This window comes from Streptomyces sp. NPDC092296 (assembly GCF_044755465.1).
Taxonomy (GTDB): domain Bacteria; phylum Actinomycetota; class Actinomycetes; order Streptomycetales; family Streptomycetaceae; genus Peterkaempfera.
Map to the genome: position 1 here is coordinate 20,773 of NZ_JBIVRB010000022.1, position 16,281 is coordinate 37,053.

Below are 16,281 nucleotides of genomic sequence, written 5' to 3' on the forward strand. Positions count from 1 at the left end.
GGCCCTAGCGGCGCCCTTGGTGCGTTCTAAACCGGGCCCGCCGGGTGCAGCCCGCGCCGCAGCGCGGTCAGGTGCTCCACCGCGATCCGCTGTTGTTCGCCCGGGTCCGCCACCCCGCCGAACGAGTGGTACGCGCCGGGGAAGTTGTGCACCTCCACCGGCACCCCCGCCTGGGCGAGCCGCAGCCCGTACAGCAGCCCCTCGTCGCGCAGCGGGTCCAGGCCGGCCGTGGAGAGGTACGCGGGCGGCAGCCCGGTCAGGTCCCCGGCCCGGCCCGGGGCGGCCCACTCGGGCACCGCGTCGGGGGCGGTGCCGGCGCCCAGGTAGAGCCGCCAGCTCTCCTCCGCGAGCCGGCGGTTCCAGACGGGGGTGTCCAGGTACGCGGACATCGACGCCCCCGCCAGGCGGTCGTCCAGGACCGGGGTGCTCAGATGCTGGAAGCACAGCGCCGGGCCGCCCCGGTCCCGGGCCAGCAGGGTGAGGCCCGCGGCCAGACAGCCGCCGGAGCTGGCGCCGGCCACCGCCAGCCGCAGCGGGTCGGCGCCGATCGAGCGGGCGTGGCCGGCGACCCAGTCCAGCGCCGCCCAGCAGTCGTCCAGACCGGCCGGGAACGGGTGCTCGGGCGCCAGCCGGTAGCTCACCGCGACCACCACGGCGGAGGCGTACAGCGCGGCCTGCGCGGCGCTGTGGTGGACCGAGTCCACGTTCCCGAGGACGAAGCCGCCGCCGTGTATCCAGAGCACGGCGGGCAGCCCGGCGGGCGCCGCGCTGGGGCGGTAGATCCGCACCAGCACATCGGGCGTGCCCGGCGGCCCCGGTACACGCCGCTCCCGCGCCGTGACGTCCGGTATCGCGGGCAGTTCGCGCAGCGGACGCGGCCCCGCCCGGTGGGCGGCGACCGCGTCGGCCAGACTTCCCTCCACCGGCACGCTCATGCCTCCAGTGCGATCGCCTGGGAGGGGCACAGGGACACGGTCTCCCGCACCCTGGCCTCCTCCGCCGCGCCGTCCACCCCGGCCCGCAGGACGAGGACGGTGCCCTCGTCCGACTGGTCGAAGCGGTCGGGCGCGGACAGGACGCACTGACCCGCGCCCAGACACCGCTGTGTGTCGGCCTTGATGTGCATGGGTTCCGTTTCCCTTCTGATCACCGTGTGACGGCTCTGATCACCATGTGACGGGCAGGCGCCAGATGCCCTGGACACCGCCCGCCTCCTTGACCGGCAGCTCACCGGCGGGGACGGCGAGCCGCAGCCCCGGCAGCCGCCGGAAGAGTGTGGACAGCGCGATCTCCATCTCGGCCCTGGCCAGGTTCTGGCCGATGCACTGGTGGACGCCGTGGCCGAAGGAGATGTGGTGCCGCGCGCCGCGTGCCACGTCGAAGGCGTCGGCCACCGGGAAGGCGTCGTCGTCCCGGTTGGCGGCGGAGATGACGATGATCACCCCGTCGCCGGCCCTGATCCGGTGCCCGCCCAGCTCCGTGTCGGTGGTCGCGAACCGTGCCACGCCGTCCGCGATCGCCATGTAGCGCAGCAGTTCCTCCACCGCGCTCGGCAGCAGCGTCCCGTCGGAGCGCAGCGCCGCCAGCTGGTCCGGGTTCTCCAGCAGGGTCAGCACGCCCAGCGCGATGGCGCTCGCGGTGGTCTCGTGCCCGGCGACCAGCAGCAGCAGCGCGATGTCCACCAGGTCGCGGCGCGACAGCGCCCCGGTGCTGACCTGCTCGGCGAGCAGGGTGTCCAGCAGCCCGTCCCCGGGCTCGCGCTGCTTGCGCCCGATCAGCCCGTCCAGGTACGAGCTGAGCTGCCCGAAGGCGTCGGCGCTGTCCTCCAGCGTGGTGTTCCCGGTCACCACCCGCCGTGACTGCTGCTCGAAGAAGGCGTGGTCCTGGTACGGCACCCCGAGCAGTTCGCAGATGACGACGGACGGGACGGGCAGCGCGAAGTCCGGTACCAGGTCGGCGGTCGGCCCCTTGGCCTCCATGGCGTCGATCAGCTCGTCGACGAGCCGCTGGATTCCCGGGCGCAGCGCCTGCACCTTGCGCACGGTGAACTGCGACAGCAGCATGCGCCGCTGGACGGTGTGCTCGGGCGGGTCCATGCCGATGAAGTTGCGGACCTTGCGCGCGGACTCGAAGCGCGGGGCGGTGGCGGGGTAGTGCGGGTGGACGCGGTCCGAGGAGAAGGTGGCCGCGTCCAGCAGCACTTCGCGGGCCTCCGTGTGGCCGCTGACGGCCCACACCCGGCGGCCGTCGTACAGCTCGACCAGGGAGACCGGCCCCTCCTCCCGGTACCGGTCGTAGCCGGCCGGGGGCTGGAAGGGGCAGCCCCGGGCCTGCGGGTAGGCGGGTACGGCGCGGGTGTCCCCGGCGCCGGGGGCGGTGGTCTCCGTCATCGCTTGGCCTCCACCACGGTGAGGGGAACGGTCGGCGCGGTCGTGGACACCGGTGTGCGGCGCGGCGCGCTGAACCGGCGGATGAGCGGTACTTCCACGCCGCTGAACAGCGCCTGGGCCAGGGCCAGGCAGACCAGCAGCGCGGCCAGCAGCAGCCCGGTCGCCGCGATGTCGGACCGGTCCTTGCCCGCCACGAGCCAGCGGTGCCCGTAGCCGACGACCAGTCCGTGCACCATGTAGAACGCGAAGGAGAGCTCACCGAGCCGGACCGGCACCCGGCCGCGGAACGGCGACCGGGTGCCCCGCAGGTCGCTCCGGGCGGCGGCGGCGACCAGCGGCGTCAGCCAGAGCGCCCCGGTGCCCGCGACCCCGTACAGGTACGGCACCCACGAGTCGAGCGCATAGCCGCCGATCGCGAGCAGCCCTGCGGGCAGCAGGCCGATCCGGGGCCACGCGCCGGCCAGCACGAGCCGGGCGGCCACCATGCCGAGCAGGAACTCCAGTGCCCTGACCGGCGGGAAGAAGTACACGAGCCAGATCTGCCCGAACGACAGCGAGCCGTCCGCGATGAACGGCAGGTGCGCGCCGCCGACGAAGTGGGAGCTGAGGAACGGTACGACGACGGTGAGGGCGGCCAGTACCGTGCCGAGCACCCACAGCCGGGGCACGCTCAGCCGGGCGAGCAGCCGCAGCAGCAGCGGGAAGCTCAGATAGAAGAACAGCTCGCAGGAGAGCGACCAGCTCACCGCGTTCATGGAGTTCGGCACCTGGATGTCGGGAAACCACGCCTGCACCAGGAAGAGGTTGGCGAGGGTGCCCTTGACGGTGAACACCTCGGAGGCGGCGAGCATCAGCACGGCGGCGGCGGCGAAGGTCACCAGGTGGTTGGGGAAGATCTTCACCAGCCGGCGGCGCCAGATCCGCCGCGCGCGCTCACCCGGCCGGGCCGACCAGGTCAGCACGAACCCGCTGAGGACGAAGAAGAAGGTCACCCCGTAGAAACCGGCGTTGCCGAAGACGTCACTGAGCGCGTCGCCCGTCCGGCCGGTCAGGAAGCGGGTCTGAAAGGTGGTGTGGAACGCGAAGACGAGCAGGGCCGCGATGAACCGCATCCCGGTCAGTGAGGGCAGCCGGGCGAGGCCCGGCCGCTCCGGTGCTGGTGCCGCTGCTGGTGCGCCTGGCATGAAGGAAGACCTCCGGCTTGTCCGAAACTGGCCCGTCGAGGCTCGCAGTCGCGTATTGGCCGGGTCTAAAGCCGCTCTTGCGCTGTACGGGAGCGTCGCGGCACCGCCGCCAGCAGCGCCCGCGTGTACGGATGGGAGGGAGCCGTGTACACCTCCTCCACCGGCCCCGACTCCACGATCCGGCCGTCCTTCATCACCAGCACCCGGGCGCAGACCTCCCGGACCACCGCCAGGTCGTGCGAGATGAACAGCGCCGCCAGGCCCAGCGACTCCTGCAACTCCCGCAGCAGTTCCAGGACCTGGGCCTGTACGGACACGTCCAGCGCGGAGACCGGCTCGTCGCAGACCAGCAGCCTCGGCTCCGGGGCCAGGGCCCGCGCCAGGGCGACCCGCTGCCGCTGCCCACCGGACAGGGCGAGCGGCCGGCGGTCCAGGTGCTCCCGCGACAGCCCGACCCGCTCCAGCAGCCGCACGGTACGGTCCCGCCGCTCCGGCCGGGCCACGCCGGTGCTGGCCAGCGCCTCGCCGACGATCCGCGCCACCGTCCAGCGCGGGTCGAAGGCGCTCAGCGGGTCCTGCGGGACGAGCTGCACGGTGTGCCGCCGCCCGCGCCGGTCGCGTTCGCGCACCGCGCTCCACGGCTCGCCGCCCAGCCGGATGGCGCCGCCGTCCGGGGCGGCCAGGCCCAGCACCATCCGGGCGAGGGTGGACTTCCCCGACCCGGACTCACCGACCAGGCCCAGGGTCTCCCCGGCGCGCAGCGTGAAGGACACCCCGTCCACCGCGGTGCGCCGGGCCCCGCGCGGGCCCTTGAACTCCTTGGTCACCGACTCCACGTCGAGCAGCGGCTCGCCCGTGGCGGCCGGGCGGGCGGCCGGCCGGGCGGCCGGCCGGGGCCGGCTGCCGGGGACCGCCGCCAGCAGCGCGCGGGTGTAGGGGTGCCGGGGCTGCTCCAGCACCAGCGCGGCCGGTCCGGACTCCACGATCCGGCCGTCCTTCATCACCGCGATGTCGTCCGCCAGCGCCTCGACCACGGCCAGGTCGTGGCTGATCAGCAGCAGGCCGGTGCCGCCGCGCTTCAAGGTGCCGAGCAGGGCCAGTATTCGGGACTGGACGGAGGCGTCCAGCGCGGTGGTCGGCTCGTCCGCGATCAGCACCCCGGGCTCGGCGGCGAGCGCCGAGGCGATCAGCGCCCGCTGCCGCAGCCCGCCCGACAGCTGGTGGACGTAGCTCCTGGCCCGTTCGTCGGGCTCCGGCACCCCGACGCGTTCCAGCAGCTCCCGCACCCGCGCCCCGGCCTCGCGCCGGGCCACGAGCCGGTGGGCGAGCAGCGGCTCCGCGATCTCCCGGCCCACCGGGCGCAGCGGGTCGAGGGCCACCAGGGCGTCCTGGGCGACCAGGCCGATCCGCCGGCCCCGGACGGCGAGCCAGTCGCGCGGGCCGAAGTCCCGGGCCTCGCGGCCGGAGATCCGCAGCCGTTCGGCGGTGACCTGTGCGGTCGGGCCGGCCAGCCCCAGCAGGCTCCGGGCCAGGGCGCTCTTGCCCGAACCCGATTCGCCGACGATCGCCAGGCACCGGCCCGCGTCCAGGCTGAACGCCGCCCCGCGCACCGCGTGCACGGCCCCGGCGCCGGTGCCGAACCGTACGTCGAGCCCCGCCACATCGAGCAGCGGCACCCCGGCCGGGGGCGCCTCGGTGGGGGGCGCCTCGGTGGGGGTGACGGCCGCCGGGGTGACAGTGGCCGGGGTGACGGCCGCCGGAACGGCCGCGCTCTCGGGAGATCTGGCGGTCATCGAACGGTCCGTCCTTCGGCTCGTGCCTGTGCGTGGCGGCCCACCACCGTGACCGCCAGAACGGTGCCCACCAGCAGCAGGCCGGGGAAGAGCGCGATCCACCATGCCTGCTGGAGGAAGCCCTGACCCTCGGTCAGCATGGCGCCCCACTCGGGCGTGGGCGGCTGGGCGCCCAGGCCCAGATAGCTGAGCGCCGCCCCGGTGGAGATGGACGCGCCCAGGGTGACGGTGGCCAGCACGAGCAGCGGCCCGAAGGTGTTGGGCAGGACGTGCCGGAGCACGATCAGCGGGCGCCGCACCCCCAGCCCCACCGCCGACTCGACATAGCCGGAACGCCGGACGATCAGCGCCTGGGCCCGCACCACCCGGGCGAACCCCGGGGCGGTGCCCACCGCGACGGCGATGGTAGCCCCCAGGACGCCCTTCCCGGTGACCAGGACGACCATCAGCGCCAGCAGCAGCCCGGGAAGCGCCAGCAGCGTGTCCGCCGCGCGCATCAGCACCGCGTCCCCGAACCGCCCCGACAGCGCCGCCGCCAGCCCCCAGACCCCGGCCAGCGCCACCCCGGCGCCCGTCGCCGCCGCCCCGATGGCCAGCGAGTAGCGGGCGCCGTACACCACCCGGGTGAGCACATCGCGCCCGAGCTGGTCGGTGCCGAACCAGTGCCCCGCGCCCGGCGGCTGCAACGCGTGCACCGGATCGGTGTCGCCCGGACCGCCGCCGGCGAGCAGCGACGGAGCGAGGGCGGCCAGCAGGATCAGGGCCAGCAGCACCCCGGCGAGCACCACCCCGGGGCTGGTGCCGCCGCCCCGCCGACGGCCGACGAGGGGGAGCGCCACCCCGGTCCGCACTGGTTGCCTCGTCATGCCGCGACCACTCCCGTCCCCTTGCGCAGCCGGGGGTCCACGACCGCGTACAGCACCTCGATCACCGCACTCACCAGCACGAACACCACCGCCGACAGCGCCACCACGCCCTGGACCACCGGCATGTCGCGATCACTGACCGCCTGGAGGGTGAGCCGCCCGACCCCGGACCGCGCGAAGACGTTCTCCACCACCACCGCTCCGCCGAGCAGCGTCCCGGTGAACCACCCGGCGAGGGTCAGCGCGGGCAGCGCCGCATGGCGCAGCGCATGCCGGGAGCGCACGGTGCGCTCGGCCAGGCCGCGCGAACGGGCCGTCAGGGTGAACGGCTGCTCCAGCGCGGTCAGCAGCCCCTCCCGCATGACCTGCGCCAGCACGGCGGCGATCGGCAGCGCCAGGGTGACCACCGGCAGGATCAGCGACCGGGCGTCCCCGCTGTCGGAGACGGGCAGCCAGCCCAACCGGAAGGAGAAGACCGTCAGCAGCATGATGCCGAGCCAGAAGGACGGCGTGGAGACGACGACCAGCTCCACCACTCCCGACACCCGGCGCGGCCAGCGGGCCCGCCCCGAGGTGGCCACGGTGACCACCGCCGCCAGGACCACCGCCAGCAGCGACGACCAGAAGGCGAGCTCGGCGGTCGGCCGGAGCTGCGCCGCGAGCAGGGAGGAGACGGGCTGCTGGAGCTGGTAGGAGTCGCCCAGCTCACCGGAGACCAGCCGCCTGAGGTACGCCCCGTACTGGGTGAGCAGCGGCCGGTCCAGGCCGTAGTGGGTCCTGATCTGCTCCCGCTGCTCCGCGCTCACCAGCGCGTTGGACCCGATGATGGCGTTCACCGGGTCGCCGGGGACGAGTTGCAGCGCCAGGAAGGCGCAGCTGGTGGCGCCCCACACCACCAGGACGGCCGCCCCGGCCCGGACCGCGAGGGTCCGGGCCGGGCCGTACAGGTGGGGACCCGACACACGTGGACCGGGCATCAGCGGCCCTCGACCCAGGCGCCGTAGAGCTCGGGCCAGGCGGCGATGGAGAGCCGCAGGTCGTGCACCCTCTTGTTCACGCCGACCGACGCCTTGGAGACGTACGCGGGCACCACGACCGCCTGGTCGATCGTCCACTTCTGCACCTTGGCGTAGTACGCGGCGCGCTGGTCGGGCGTGGCGGCGCGCTGCGCCTCCTTCAGCCAGGCGTCCACCTGGGGGTCGGCCACCCGGGCGAAGTTGTGGCCGCCGCCCGCGGAGCTCTCGGTGGAGAGGAAGAAGCTGCTGAGGATGTCGCCGTCGCCGCGCGCCCAGGACGTCTCGACCACGTCGTAGCGTCCCCCGGTCAGCTGGGAGGAGACCTGCGCGGCGTCCGTGGAGGCGGCCAGGTCCAGGTAGATGCCGGCCTTCTTCAGGTCGCCCTGGACGGCCTGCGAGAAGACGGTGGGCTTGCCGTAGACCGGGGCGACGACGGTGAGGCGCTTGCCGTCCTTGGTGCGGTAGCCCGCCGAGTCCCGGCCCGTCCAGCCCGCCTCGTCCAGCAGCCGGCCCGCCAGGGCGCGGTCATAGGGCCAGCTCTGCTCCAGCGCCTGGTCGTAGCTGTGCGGTGTGCTGGGGGAGAGGGTGCTCCAGGCGCGGGTGCCGGTGCCCTGGAACACCGACGCCACCAGTGCGTCCAGGTCGATGGCGCGCTGGAAGGCCCGCCGCGCGCGCACATCGGAGAAGAGCGGGCTGCGGGTGTTCAGGTAGAAGGTGTCGACCGCGCCGGGGATGTCCTTGGTGACGATGGACAGCCGGGGGTTGCGGGTCACCAGGGCGCTCTGGTTGGCCGGTACGGCGTCGGCCGCGTCGACCTGTTCGGCGGTCAGGGCGCCGACCCGGGTGGCGTCCTCGGTGATGAAGCGCAGCGTGAAGGACGACAGCCGGGCCGGTCCCTGCTGCTGCGCTCCCTTGGGGGCCCAGTTGTACGCGGCGTTCCTGGTGTAGACGCGCTGCTGGCCCCGGGTGTATCCGGTGACCTTGAAGGGGCCCGTCCCCACCGAGTCCGCTCCGGTGCACAGCTTGGCCTCGCCGTCGGTGAGCGAGGCGGGGGAGGCCATCCCCAGGTAGGCGGTGCTGGCCACCTGGAGGAACGGGGCGTAGGGGCGGCTGAAGCGCACCTCCACCGTGTATTTCCCGGTCGCCTTGGTGCCCACGTACGGCCCGAGCAGGCCCGCCGCGTACTGCGACTGCGTCGCCTTGGCGGTGATGTGGTCGAAGTTGGCCTTGACCGCCGCCGCGTCGAACGGCTTGCCGTCCTGGAAGGTGACGTCCTGCCGGAGGGTGAAGCGGTAGACCTTGCCGCCCTCGGCCGTCGTCCAGGACGACGCCAGCCAGGGTTCCAGCTCCCCGGTGGGGGTCTGGTAGACGAGCGAGTCGAAGACCGGGCGCTGGGCGAAGGCGGTCACGTCCTGGGCGCTGGCGTGCGGGTCCCAGCAGTCGGGCTCCTGGTGTTCGGCGTAGGTCAGGCTGCCGCCGGAGCGCGGCGCCGTGTCGGCGGCGGAGGTGGTGTGGCCTTCGCTGCCGCAGGCGGTGGCGGTGGCGCCGGCGAGGACGAGGGCGGCGAGCAGGGCGGTACGGCGGGCGGTACGGCGGGCGGTACGACGGGGGTGCATTCGAACTCCGGACGCGACAACGGGGATGCGGGGTTTCGGGTACTCTCGCGGCCCGGTCTAAAGCCGGACTGAAACCCCTTCGGCGGAGCCCGGCCGCACCCCCCGCGCGGCCTCCGCGAGCAGCGCGAAGGAGCGCAGCCGCTCGTCCTGCCGGGGGAGGACCGTGAGCGCCATCAGCTCGTCGGCGCCGGTGCGCGCCACCAGGGCGGTCAGCTTGTCCCGTACGGTCGCGGGCCCGCCGATCAGCTGGGGCGCGGCCAGCTCGTCCAGGAACTGCCGCTCCCCGGGGCTGTACGGGTACGCGGCGGCGGTCTGCGGGGACGGGAAGGCGTCGAAGTGCTGTCCGGTCCGCATCGCTATCTTCCCGAGCAGGTAGGGCGCGGCCACCTGCCAGGCTTCCTGGTCGCTCCCGGCGACGGTGACCAGGACGGAGATCAGGGTCCGGGGCCGCTCCAGCCGGGCGGAGGGCCGGAAGGACGCGCGGTACCGCTCCAGGGCGTGCGCGGTGGCCTGCGGGTTGATCTGGTGCGCGAAGGCGTACGGCAGCCCCAGCGAGCCGGCCAGCTGGGCGCTCGCCAGGCTCGACCCGAGTATCCATGCGTCGGGGCCGCCGTCCGCCGCCGGTACGGCCGTGATCAGGGCGTTGGCGTCCCGGGGCGGGAAGTAGCCCAGCAGTTCGCCGACCTGGCGGGGGAAGTCGTCCTGGCCGCGGTCGGGTACGCGGCGCAGCGCGCGGGCGGTCAGCGGATCGGTGCCCGGGGCGCGGCCGAGGCCGAGGTCGACCCGGCCGGGGTACAGCGCTTCGAGCGTGCCGAACTGCTCCGCCACCACCAGCGGCGCGTGGTTGGGCAGCAGCACCCCGCCGGAGCCCACCCGCAGGGTGGTGGTGGCGGCGGCGATGCTGCCGGCGAGCACCCCGGGGGCCGAGGTGGCCAGACTCGGGGTGCTGTGGTGCTCGGCCACCCAGTAGCGCAGGAAGCCCAGCTCCTCGATGTGGGGGGCGAGCGCCACGGTGTCACGCAGGGCCTGGGTGGCGGAGCCGCCGTCGAAGACGGGCACCACATCGAGGACGGACAGGGGGATGTCGGCATTTCGGGTCATCGGACGCCTCCGGGAGTGTGCGCCGCCGGATCGGGGTCCGGCGGCGCACGGGCGGGGAAGGGCGAGGTGCGCGGGCGGGGAGCTGCGGGGCTCAGGCGTGGTCGGAGACCGGTTCGGCCGGCGCCTCGACCGGCTCCGCCGGGGCCGGCTGGGGCTTGCCCGGCAGGAGCAGCCCGGCGCCGAAGACCACGACGGCCGCCGCGACGGGCCACCAGAAGGCGTTCCCGAACGAGGCGGCGGTCGGGGTCGGGTGGGAGCCGTCGCCCTGGAGGATCAGCGCGACCACGGCGATGCCGAGCGAGGCGCCGATCTGGTTGAGGATGAAGACCGCTCCGGTGGCTCCGCCGACGGCGTCACCGGGCACGGTCTTGTAGACCGACCCCATGGTGGGGGCGCCGACCAGGCCCATGCCGAAGCCGGCCGCCAGCTGGGCGGCGGTCAGGGCCAGCTGGGAGGTGCCGGCGTCCGACCCGGTGAAGACCAGCGCGCCGGCCCCGATGAGCAGGGCGCCGACGGGCACCAGCCGCCGGGCGCCGTACTTGTCAGTCAGATTGCCCGCCACCGGCATGCCGATCAGGGTGCCGAACCCCAGCGGGGCGAGCAGCAGGCCCGATTCCAGCACGCTGTGGCCGTGCACCTGCTGGTAGTACAGCGGCAGCAGGAAGAGCAGCGAGAACAGTCCGCCGCCGAGCAGGAACATCGTGGCCACGCTCGCGCTGAACCCCTTGCTGGCGAAGAGCCGCAGATCCAGCAGCGGCGTCTTGGCCGTACGCAGCGCGTGCGCGCCGTACCCGGCGAAGAGCGCGATGCCCACGACCAGCCCGACGATCACCCGGGCGCTGCCGAAGCCGCCTTCCCCGGCCTGCGACAGGGCGTAGACGATGGCGGCGAAGCCGGGGGAGAGCAGTGCCACACCGAGCGCGTCCAGCGGGACCGGGTCGCCGCTGCGCGGCGGGTCGGCGGGCAGCACCCGGATCGCCAGGATGATCGCGGCGAGCGCGAAGGGGACGTTCACCAGGAACATCCACTGCCAGGAGAAGTTGTCGAGCAGCAGGCCGCCGACGATCGGGCCGACCACCGGTCCCAGGGTGATCGGGACGGAGACCAGGCCCATCACCCGGCCGATCCGGGCGGGCCCGGCGGCGCCCGCGACGACGGTCATCATGATCGGGTCGACCATGCCGCCGCCGAGGCCCTGCACCACCCGGAAGGCGATCAGGCTCTCCGCGTTCCAGGCGAAGGCGCACAGCGTGGAGCCGAGCAGGAACACCGTCAGCCCCAGCAGCCACATGCGCTTGGCCCCGAAGCGGGCCAGCGCCCAGCCGGCCAGCGGGATGGACAGGGCCACCGCGAGCAGATAGCCGGTGGTGACCCACTCGATGGTGGCGAGGGTCGCCCGGAAGTGACCCCCGAGGGTGCTGATGCCGACGTTGACGATGGTCGCGTCGAGGTACGACATCATCCCGCCGAGCACCATGACGCCGACGAGCGTGAGCAACGCGGCGTCGAGCCGGGCCGGCCCGCCCGCCGCCGCCTTTGTATCAGACACGGTAACTCCCTTTAACCACTCCACCCAGAGCATTTAACTGGGTAGTTAAATTCCGTGGCTGGGACGGTAGCATGGGCGCATGAGTGTTGGCGAGAGCGCGCAGACAGCGGGAGGCCCGGCGGACCGGGGGCGGATGGACAAGCGCCGGGCGATCGAGGAGGCCGCGCTGCGGGTCTTCGCCCAGGTCGGCTACGCACAGGCGAGCCTTGACGTGATCGCCGCCGAGGCGGGCGTCTCCAAGCCGACGATCTACAACCACCTGGGTTCGAAGGAGAACCTCTTCCGGCACGTCATGACGGAGACCGCCGCCCGGTCCAACGCCAAGACCCTGGAGGTGCTCACGGCCTTCCCCAACGACCCGCAGGAGCTGCGCCCCGGGCTGGAGGGCGTCGCGCGCAAGCTCGTCGACTGCTACTGCGACGAGCAGTCCGAATCCGTCCGCCGACTGCTGTACGCGGAGGCGGTGCGCTTCCCCGACCTCTACGACGCGGTCCGGGCCAGCGGACCCAACCAGTTCACCGAGGCCCTGGCGGGCCGGCTCGCCCGGCTGGCGAACGCCGGACACCTGCGGATCGAGGACCCGGTCCGCGCCGCCAACCAGTTCATCGCCCTGGTCTACGAGGACCTGCCGGGCATGAGCGCGCTCGGCACCCGGCCGCTGGACCCGGCCGAGGTCGCGAAGGTCGTCGCGGCGGGCGTCGACACCTTCCTGCGGGCCTTCGGCCCCGACGCGTCAACTGGCGACGCCCCGGCCGGCGCCGCCCCCGCCCCCGGCCCGCAGACCAGCGGCCCAGGGGTCAGCGGCTGAGCCCCGCCGGCCCGCCGGTCACGACCGGTCCCCCCGCCCGTACCGCAGCCGGGCGAACTCCCGCGTCAGCGCGGTCCGCTGCTCCCCGGCGCCGCCGCGCATCCGCAGCACCGACAGCAGCATCCACAGGCGGGTCTGCGCGAAGTGCAGCGGCGACCCGTGCACATCGTCATGGGCGAGCAACCGGATGCCCCGGACCCGCTCCCGCAGCAACCGGGCGTCGCCCGGCGGGATGATCTCGTCGCGCAGACTGGTCACATGGGCCACCGGAATCCGCAGCGCCTCCAACTCCTCCGGGGCCAGCGCCCAGTCGCGGATCAGCCCGTAGACCTCGCCGGGCTTGCTACCGGTCAGCTGGGCGAGCGTGTCGGTGGTCACCCGGGGCACCTCCCGCTGCCACCCCGGGTCGGTGAAGAAGTCGCGCACCGGGGTCCCGGCGCCCGCCACACCGCTGATCCGCGAGTCGTGCAGGGCGGCCCGCAGCGCCAGATGGCCGCTGAAGCTCAGCGCCAGCGCATAGGTGTGCGCGGTGTCGGCCCGGTCGCCGACCGCGTCCAGGACGGCGGAGAACATCCGCCAGCTGTCCGCCTCGTACGGCAGGGTGTTCTCGCCGACCCCCGGCATCTCGGTGACCACCCCGGCGAAGCCGAGCGCGCCGAGCTGGAGCAGGACCGGCGCCCACTGCTCCTTGATCGAGACGATGCCGCCGACCATCACCAGCAGCGGCTTGGGGTCCGCCGCGTCCAGCCCCGCCGTCCAGCAGCGCACCCGTCCGCCGTCCAGCTCCACATCCAGCCGCCGCACCGCCGGGAACTGCGCCCGCCAGGCGTCGAACGCGGCGGTGCAGCGTTCCAGCGCCTCCTGCCGGGCGGTGCCGTCCACAAACGGGAAGCGGGCCATGTTGTAGTGCACACAGGCGTCCAGCAGCGCCCCCTCGGCCGCCAGCCGGTCGCCCGCCGCCGACCACTCGCGGACCCAGGAGCCCGGTGTTCCGTTCTCGTCGTGCCGGATGCGCTCCAGCAGCGGGTTGTAGTGGTCGGGTGACAGGCCCTGCGCATGGGTGTGCGCGACCACGAAGTTCTTCAGCTCGGCCAGGTCGTTCATACGTTTTCCAGCGCCTCCTTCACCTCGGTCAGCACATCGGCCGCCTCCGCCCCGTCGATCGCCCGGTGGTCGAAGGCGAGACTCAGCCGCAGCACCGGAGCCACCACCACCCGGCCGTCCCGGACGACGGCCCGCTCCCGCACCCGGCCGACGCCGAACGTGGTGGTGGTACCGCCGACCGAGTGGAAGGAGTCGACCGCCCGGTGGCCCAGCGAGGTCACCGCGAAGGTCCCGTTCAGCCGCGGCCGCAGCTCCAGCGAGGCCGCCGCCCGGCGGAACGCCCGCCGGCCCTTGCCCCAGGACGCCCGGTGCAGCCGGCGCACCCCCTCGAAGTCCGGCAGCGACTCCGGGTCCGCGTCCCGCACCCGCGCCAGATGCGCCTGCACCTCGGAGAGCCCGGCCTCGTGCACATTGGGCACGACCGTGCCGAGCACCACCCGCCGGCCCCCCAGGGTCCGGTCCAGCGTCAACTTGCCGTGGACGAAGGGGTAGTGCGCGATCCGCAGCCGCCGGCCGCCGCCGGCCACCGCCGCGTTGGCGTCCGGGTGCTTGGCCAGCACCTGCCCCGCCGCCAGCAGGACGTACGCCGTAGTCGAGTACCGCACCCCTTCGCTCTCCAGCGCCGCCGCGCGGTGCGCGAGGACCCGGCCCATGTCGACCTCGGTGTCCAGGAAGACCGGCGAGAAGTCCCGGACCACCTCCAGGAAGAACAGGGTGTGCCGACGCTGGCGGGGGAGCGGCCGCCCCGGACCGGACGTCACGGCGCCACCGCCAACCGGTACACGTCCCCCAGGCTGGCCGCCTCCAGCACCGCCGCCAGCGGCAGCGAGCGCCCGGTCTCGCGCTCCAGGATCGTGCACAGGGCGAGCAGCTGCACCGAGTCCCATGACTCCACGGTGTCCAGCCCGCGCCCCAGGTCCTCGGCCGTGACGGGCAGTGCGAGCTCGTCGCGCAGCAGCGTGACGAAGTCATCGACGGTCTTCACGGGGTCTCCTCTCCGAAGTGAGCGGTCAGACGGATGTGCCCGGCGGGCGCGGGCAGCGGTCCTGCGGCGTACCGGAAGACCGCCGCGGCGTCGTCGGCCTCGACGGTCTCGAACCCCGCGCGCGGATAGAAGTCCGCGACCTTGCCGTTCTTGGCGGAGCGCCGGTACACCGCGCGCACCTCGGCGGCGCCGTCCTCGAACGCGTGGCGCAGCACGGCGTGCAGTACGGCCTGCTCGATGCCGCGCGAGAACACCCGGCAGCTCAGCAGGAAGTTCTCGATGTGCAGCACCTCCGCCTCGCGCCGCAGCAGCACGGCGCCGACCAGCCCGTGGTCACCGAACCGGTCGCCGGCGGCAACGGTCAGCACCCGCGCGGCCGGGTCCTCGACCAGGGCGCGGACCTCGGCCGACCCGAGCCGCTCGGTGGTGAGGTTGAACTGGTTGGTCCGCAGGGTGAGCTGCGAGACCCGCCCGAACTGCGCCGCCTCGGCCGGCCCCACCGCCACCGACAGGTCCAGCTCGCGCAGGTACCCGTCCAGCGAGTCGAAGGTGTGCAGGAAGTCCCGCCGGGCCCGCTCCTCGCGGTAGCGGGCGGGCCGCGCCAGATCCTCCGAGGTCAGCTCGGGCACGTCGAACCACCCCTCGCGCAGCAGCCGCTCGACGTGCAGCGCCGGCTCCTCCCCGACCCGCACCACCGCCACGCCCGGCAGCTCACGCCGGACCAGGCCGCATTCGAAGGCGCTGTCGTCGACGAAGACGAAGCTGTCCGGGGCGAGGTTCAGATCCGCACCCAGCTCGACCAGGTTCTCGTGCTTGGGGCGCCAGTTGGCCCGGATCTGTACGAAGTCCGGCTCACGCAGTGTCAGCTCAGGGTGGTCGCGCAGGGTCTTCACCACCGGCTCCCGGTCGTTCTTGGAGACGGCGGCGAGCAGGACGCCCTGCGAGGCCAGCTGGCGGACCACCCGCTGGAACCGCCGGAAGGCCTCCCCCCGGTAGCCGCCCGCCACCTCGATCCCCTCGGCGCCGACCTCCCCGAGCACCCCGCCCCACACGGTGTCGTCCAGGTCCAGCGCCAGCACCTTCTTCACCCCGCCCGCCGTCCGGCGGGCCAGCTGGCCCACCTCGCGGGCGTAGGCGGTGAGCAGCCCGTCGGACAGGTGCGCCTTCGCGTACACGCTCTGCCGGACGTCCTGCGCCGCGACGCCGCCCGCCAGCAGCGGATCGAGATCCACCGTCACCACCCCGGACCCGCGCTCCGCGAGCCGCAGCAGCCGCGCGTTGGCCTCCCGCCACACCACGCCGAGCCGGCTGCGCGAGCCCAGGTCCAGCAGCTGGGCGGCCAGCGACCGGGGCAGCGGCAGGGTGTTGAGCACCAGGGTGGCCCCCTCGGCGGCGCCGGCGAAGACCTCCGCCGCCCGCTCGACCAGGTCCAGCTTCTCGGTCAGCACCCGCTCCACGTCCGCCACCCGCCACGGCAGCGGCAGTTCGTCCTCGACCACCGCCGGGTCGAGGACGCAGAGCGCGAAGTCCGGCCGGGCGGCGTACAGCCCGCTCGCCGGGTCGACCAGGTCGAAGACCCAGCCGTCGAAGTCCCCCTGGTGCAGCCGCGCGAGCAGCCCGTGCCGGGCCAGCTCCACGGTGAGCGCCGGGATCAGCGCGGAGAGCGTGCCGTGCCCGGTCACCGCGATCACCGGCGCGGGCGTCCCGGGGTGCGCGGCCAGCACCGCCGCCGGGTCGACCCGGGCCAGCAGCCGGCCCGCCCGTACCAGCTCCTCGTCGGACAGCTCCGCCAGCAGGGCGCGCACGGCCGGGTACTCCTCGGCCAGCACGCCTTGACGCAGCAGCGCCGCCAGTGCCTCGCTCACGCTC

15 protein-coding genes are annotated in these 16,281 nt (G+C 73.9%); 1 reads left to right on the top strand and 14 read right to left on the bottom strand.

The window, feature by feature from the left end; translation table 11 throughout:
* Positions 1 to 26: 26 nt before the first annotated feature.
* The 10 genes from ACIQGZ_RS28180 to ACIQGZ_RS28225 form a co-directional block, all read right to left on the bottom strand.
* A complete protein-coding gene (locus ACIQGZ_RS28180) occupies positions 27 to 935 on the bottom strand; it encodes an alpha/beta hydrolase (protein ID WP_402607186.1) in 909 nt (302 codons plus the stop codon).
* Positions 932 to 1,126 carry a ferredoxin gene (locus ACIQGZ_RS28185; RefSeq protein WP_402607188.1) on the bottom strand — a complete coding sequence of 65 codons (195 nt, stop codon included), beginning with the start codon at positions 1,124 to 1,126 and terminating at the stop codon, positions 932 to 934. Before ACIQGZ_RS28185 ends, ACIQGZ_RS28180 begins: the two co-directional genes overlap by 4 nt.
* A 40-nt stretch (positions 1,127 to 1,166) precedes the next feature.
* Complete coding sequence (locus ACIQGZ_RS28190) at positions 1,167 to 2,390, bottom strand: cytochrome P450 (RefSeq protein ID WP_402607190.1); 1,224 nt, start codon at positions 2,388 to 2,390, stop codon at positions 1,167 to 1,169.
* Positions 2,387 to 3,574: an acyltransferase family protein gene (locus ACIQGZ_RS28195; protein ID WP_402607192.1), complete on the bottom strand. Its 1,188-nt coding sequence runs from the start codon at positions 3,572 to 3,574 to the stop codon at positions 2,387 to 2,389. The genes ACIQGZ_RS28190 and ACIQGZ_RS28195 overlap by 4 nt, the downstream gene beginning before the upstream one ends.
* A gap of 65 nt (positions 3,575 to 3,639) precedes the next feature.
* Complete coding sequence (locus tag ACIQGZ_RS28200; RefSeq protein ID WP_402607194.1) at positions 3,640 to 5,367, bottom strand: dipeptide ABC transporter ATP-binding protein; 1,728 nt, start codon at positions 5,365 to 5,367, stop codon at positions 3,640 to 3,642.
* Positions 5,364 to 6,233 carry an ABC transporter permease gene (locus ACIQGZ_RS28205; RefSeq protein WP_402607196.1) on the bottom strand — a complete coding sequence of 290 codons (870 nt, stop codon included), beginning with the start codon at positions 6,231 to 6,233 and terminating at the stop codon, positions 5,364 to 5,366. Before ACIQGZ_RS28205 ends, ACIQGZ_RS28200 begins: the two co-directional genes overlap by 4 nt.
* Positions 6,230 to 7,195: an ABC transporter permease gene (locus ACIQGZ_RS28210; RefSeq protein ID WP_402607198.1), complete on the bottom strand. Its 966-nt coding sequence runs from the start codon at positions 7,193 to 7,195 to the stop codon at positions 6,230 to 6,232. The genes ACIQGZ_RS28205 and ACIQGZ_RS28210 overlap by 4 nt, the downstream gene beginning before the upstream one ends.
* Positions 7,196 to 7,209: 14 nt before the next feature.
* Positions 7,210 to 8,865, bottom strand: coding sequence for an ABC transporter substrate-binding protein (locus tag ACIQGZ_RS28215; protein ID WP_402607200.1), 1,656 nt, complete (start codon positions 8,863 to 8,865; stop codon positions 7,210 to 7,212).
* Positions 8,866 to 8,922: 57 nt separating this feature from the next.
* The gene (locus ACIQGZ_RS28220) at positions 8,923 to 9,966 is read right to left on the bottom strand and encodes an LLM class flavin-dependent oxidoreductase (protein ID WP_402607203.1); all 1,044 of its coding nucleotides are present in this window, start codon (positions 9,964 to 9,966) and stop codon (positions 8,923 to 8,925) included.
* A 91-nt stretch (positions 9,967 to 10,057) separates the two neighbouring features.
* Positions 10,058 to 11,515, bottom strand: a complete 1,458-nt coding sequence (locus ACIQGZ_RS28225; RefSeq protein WP_402607205.1) for a DHA2 family efflux MFS transporter permease subunit — start codon at positions 11,513 to 11,515, stop codon at positions 10,058 to 10,060.
* Positions 11,516 to 11,594: 79 nt separating this feature from the next.
* On the opposite strand from ACIQGZ_RS28225, the gene ACIQGZ_RS28230 reads away from it, so the two are divergent.
* Positions 11,595 to 12,323: a TetR/AcrR family transcriptional regulator gene (locus tag ACIQGZ_RS28230; protein WP_402607207.1), complete on the top strand. Its 729-nt coding sequence runs from the start codon at positions 11,595 to 11,597 to the stop codon at positions 12,321 to 12,323.
* Positions 12,324 to 12,341: 18 nt separating this feature from the next.
* Here the strand turns inward: ACIQGZ_RS28230 and ACIQGZ_RS28235 are convergent, their stop codons facing one another.
* Genes ACIQGZ_RS28235 through ACIQGZ_RS28250 form a run of 4 tightly spaced genes read right to left on the bottom strand, consistent with a single transcriptional unit; the run spans position 12,342 to position 16,277 of the window.
* Positions 12,342 to 13,427 (bottom strand): alpha/beta hydrolase, encoded by a 1,086-nt coding sequence (locus tag ACIQGZ_RS28235; RefSeq protein WP_402607209.1) that lies wholly within the window; start codon positions 13,425 to 13,427, stop codon positions 12,342 to 12,344.
* Positions 13,424 to 14,188: a 2-oxo acid dehydrogenase subunit E2 gene (locus ACIQGZ_RS28240; protein ID WP_402607211.1), complete on the bottom strand. Its 765-nt coding sequence runs from the start codon at positions 14,186 to 14,188 to the stop codon at positions 13,424 to 13,426. Before ACIQGZ_RS28240 ends, ACIQGZ_RS28235 begins: the two co-directional genes overlap by 4 nt.
* Positions 14,185 to 14,412 carry an acyl carrier protein gene (locus ACIQGZ_RS28245; protein ID WP_402607213.1) on the bottom strand — a complete coding sequence of 76 codons (228 nt, stop codon included), beginning with the start codon at positions 14,410 to 14,412 and terminating at the stop codon, positions 14,185 to 14,187. Before ACIQGZ_RS28245 ends, ACIQGZ_RS28240 begins: the two co-directional genes overlap by 4 nt.
* A complete protein-coding gene (locus ACIQGZ_RS28250) occupies positions 14,409 to 16,277 on the bottom strand; it encodes an HAD-IIIC family phosphatase (protein ID WP_402607216.1) in 1,869 nt (622 codons plus the stop codon). Before ACIQGZ_RS28250 ends, ACIQGZ_RS28245 begins: the two co-directional genes overlap by 4 nt.
* Positions 16,278 to 16,281: the final 4 nt, after the last annotated feature.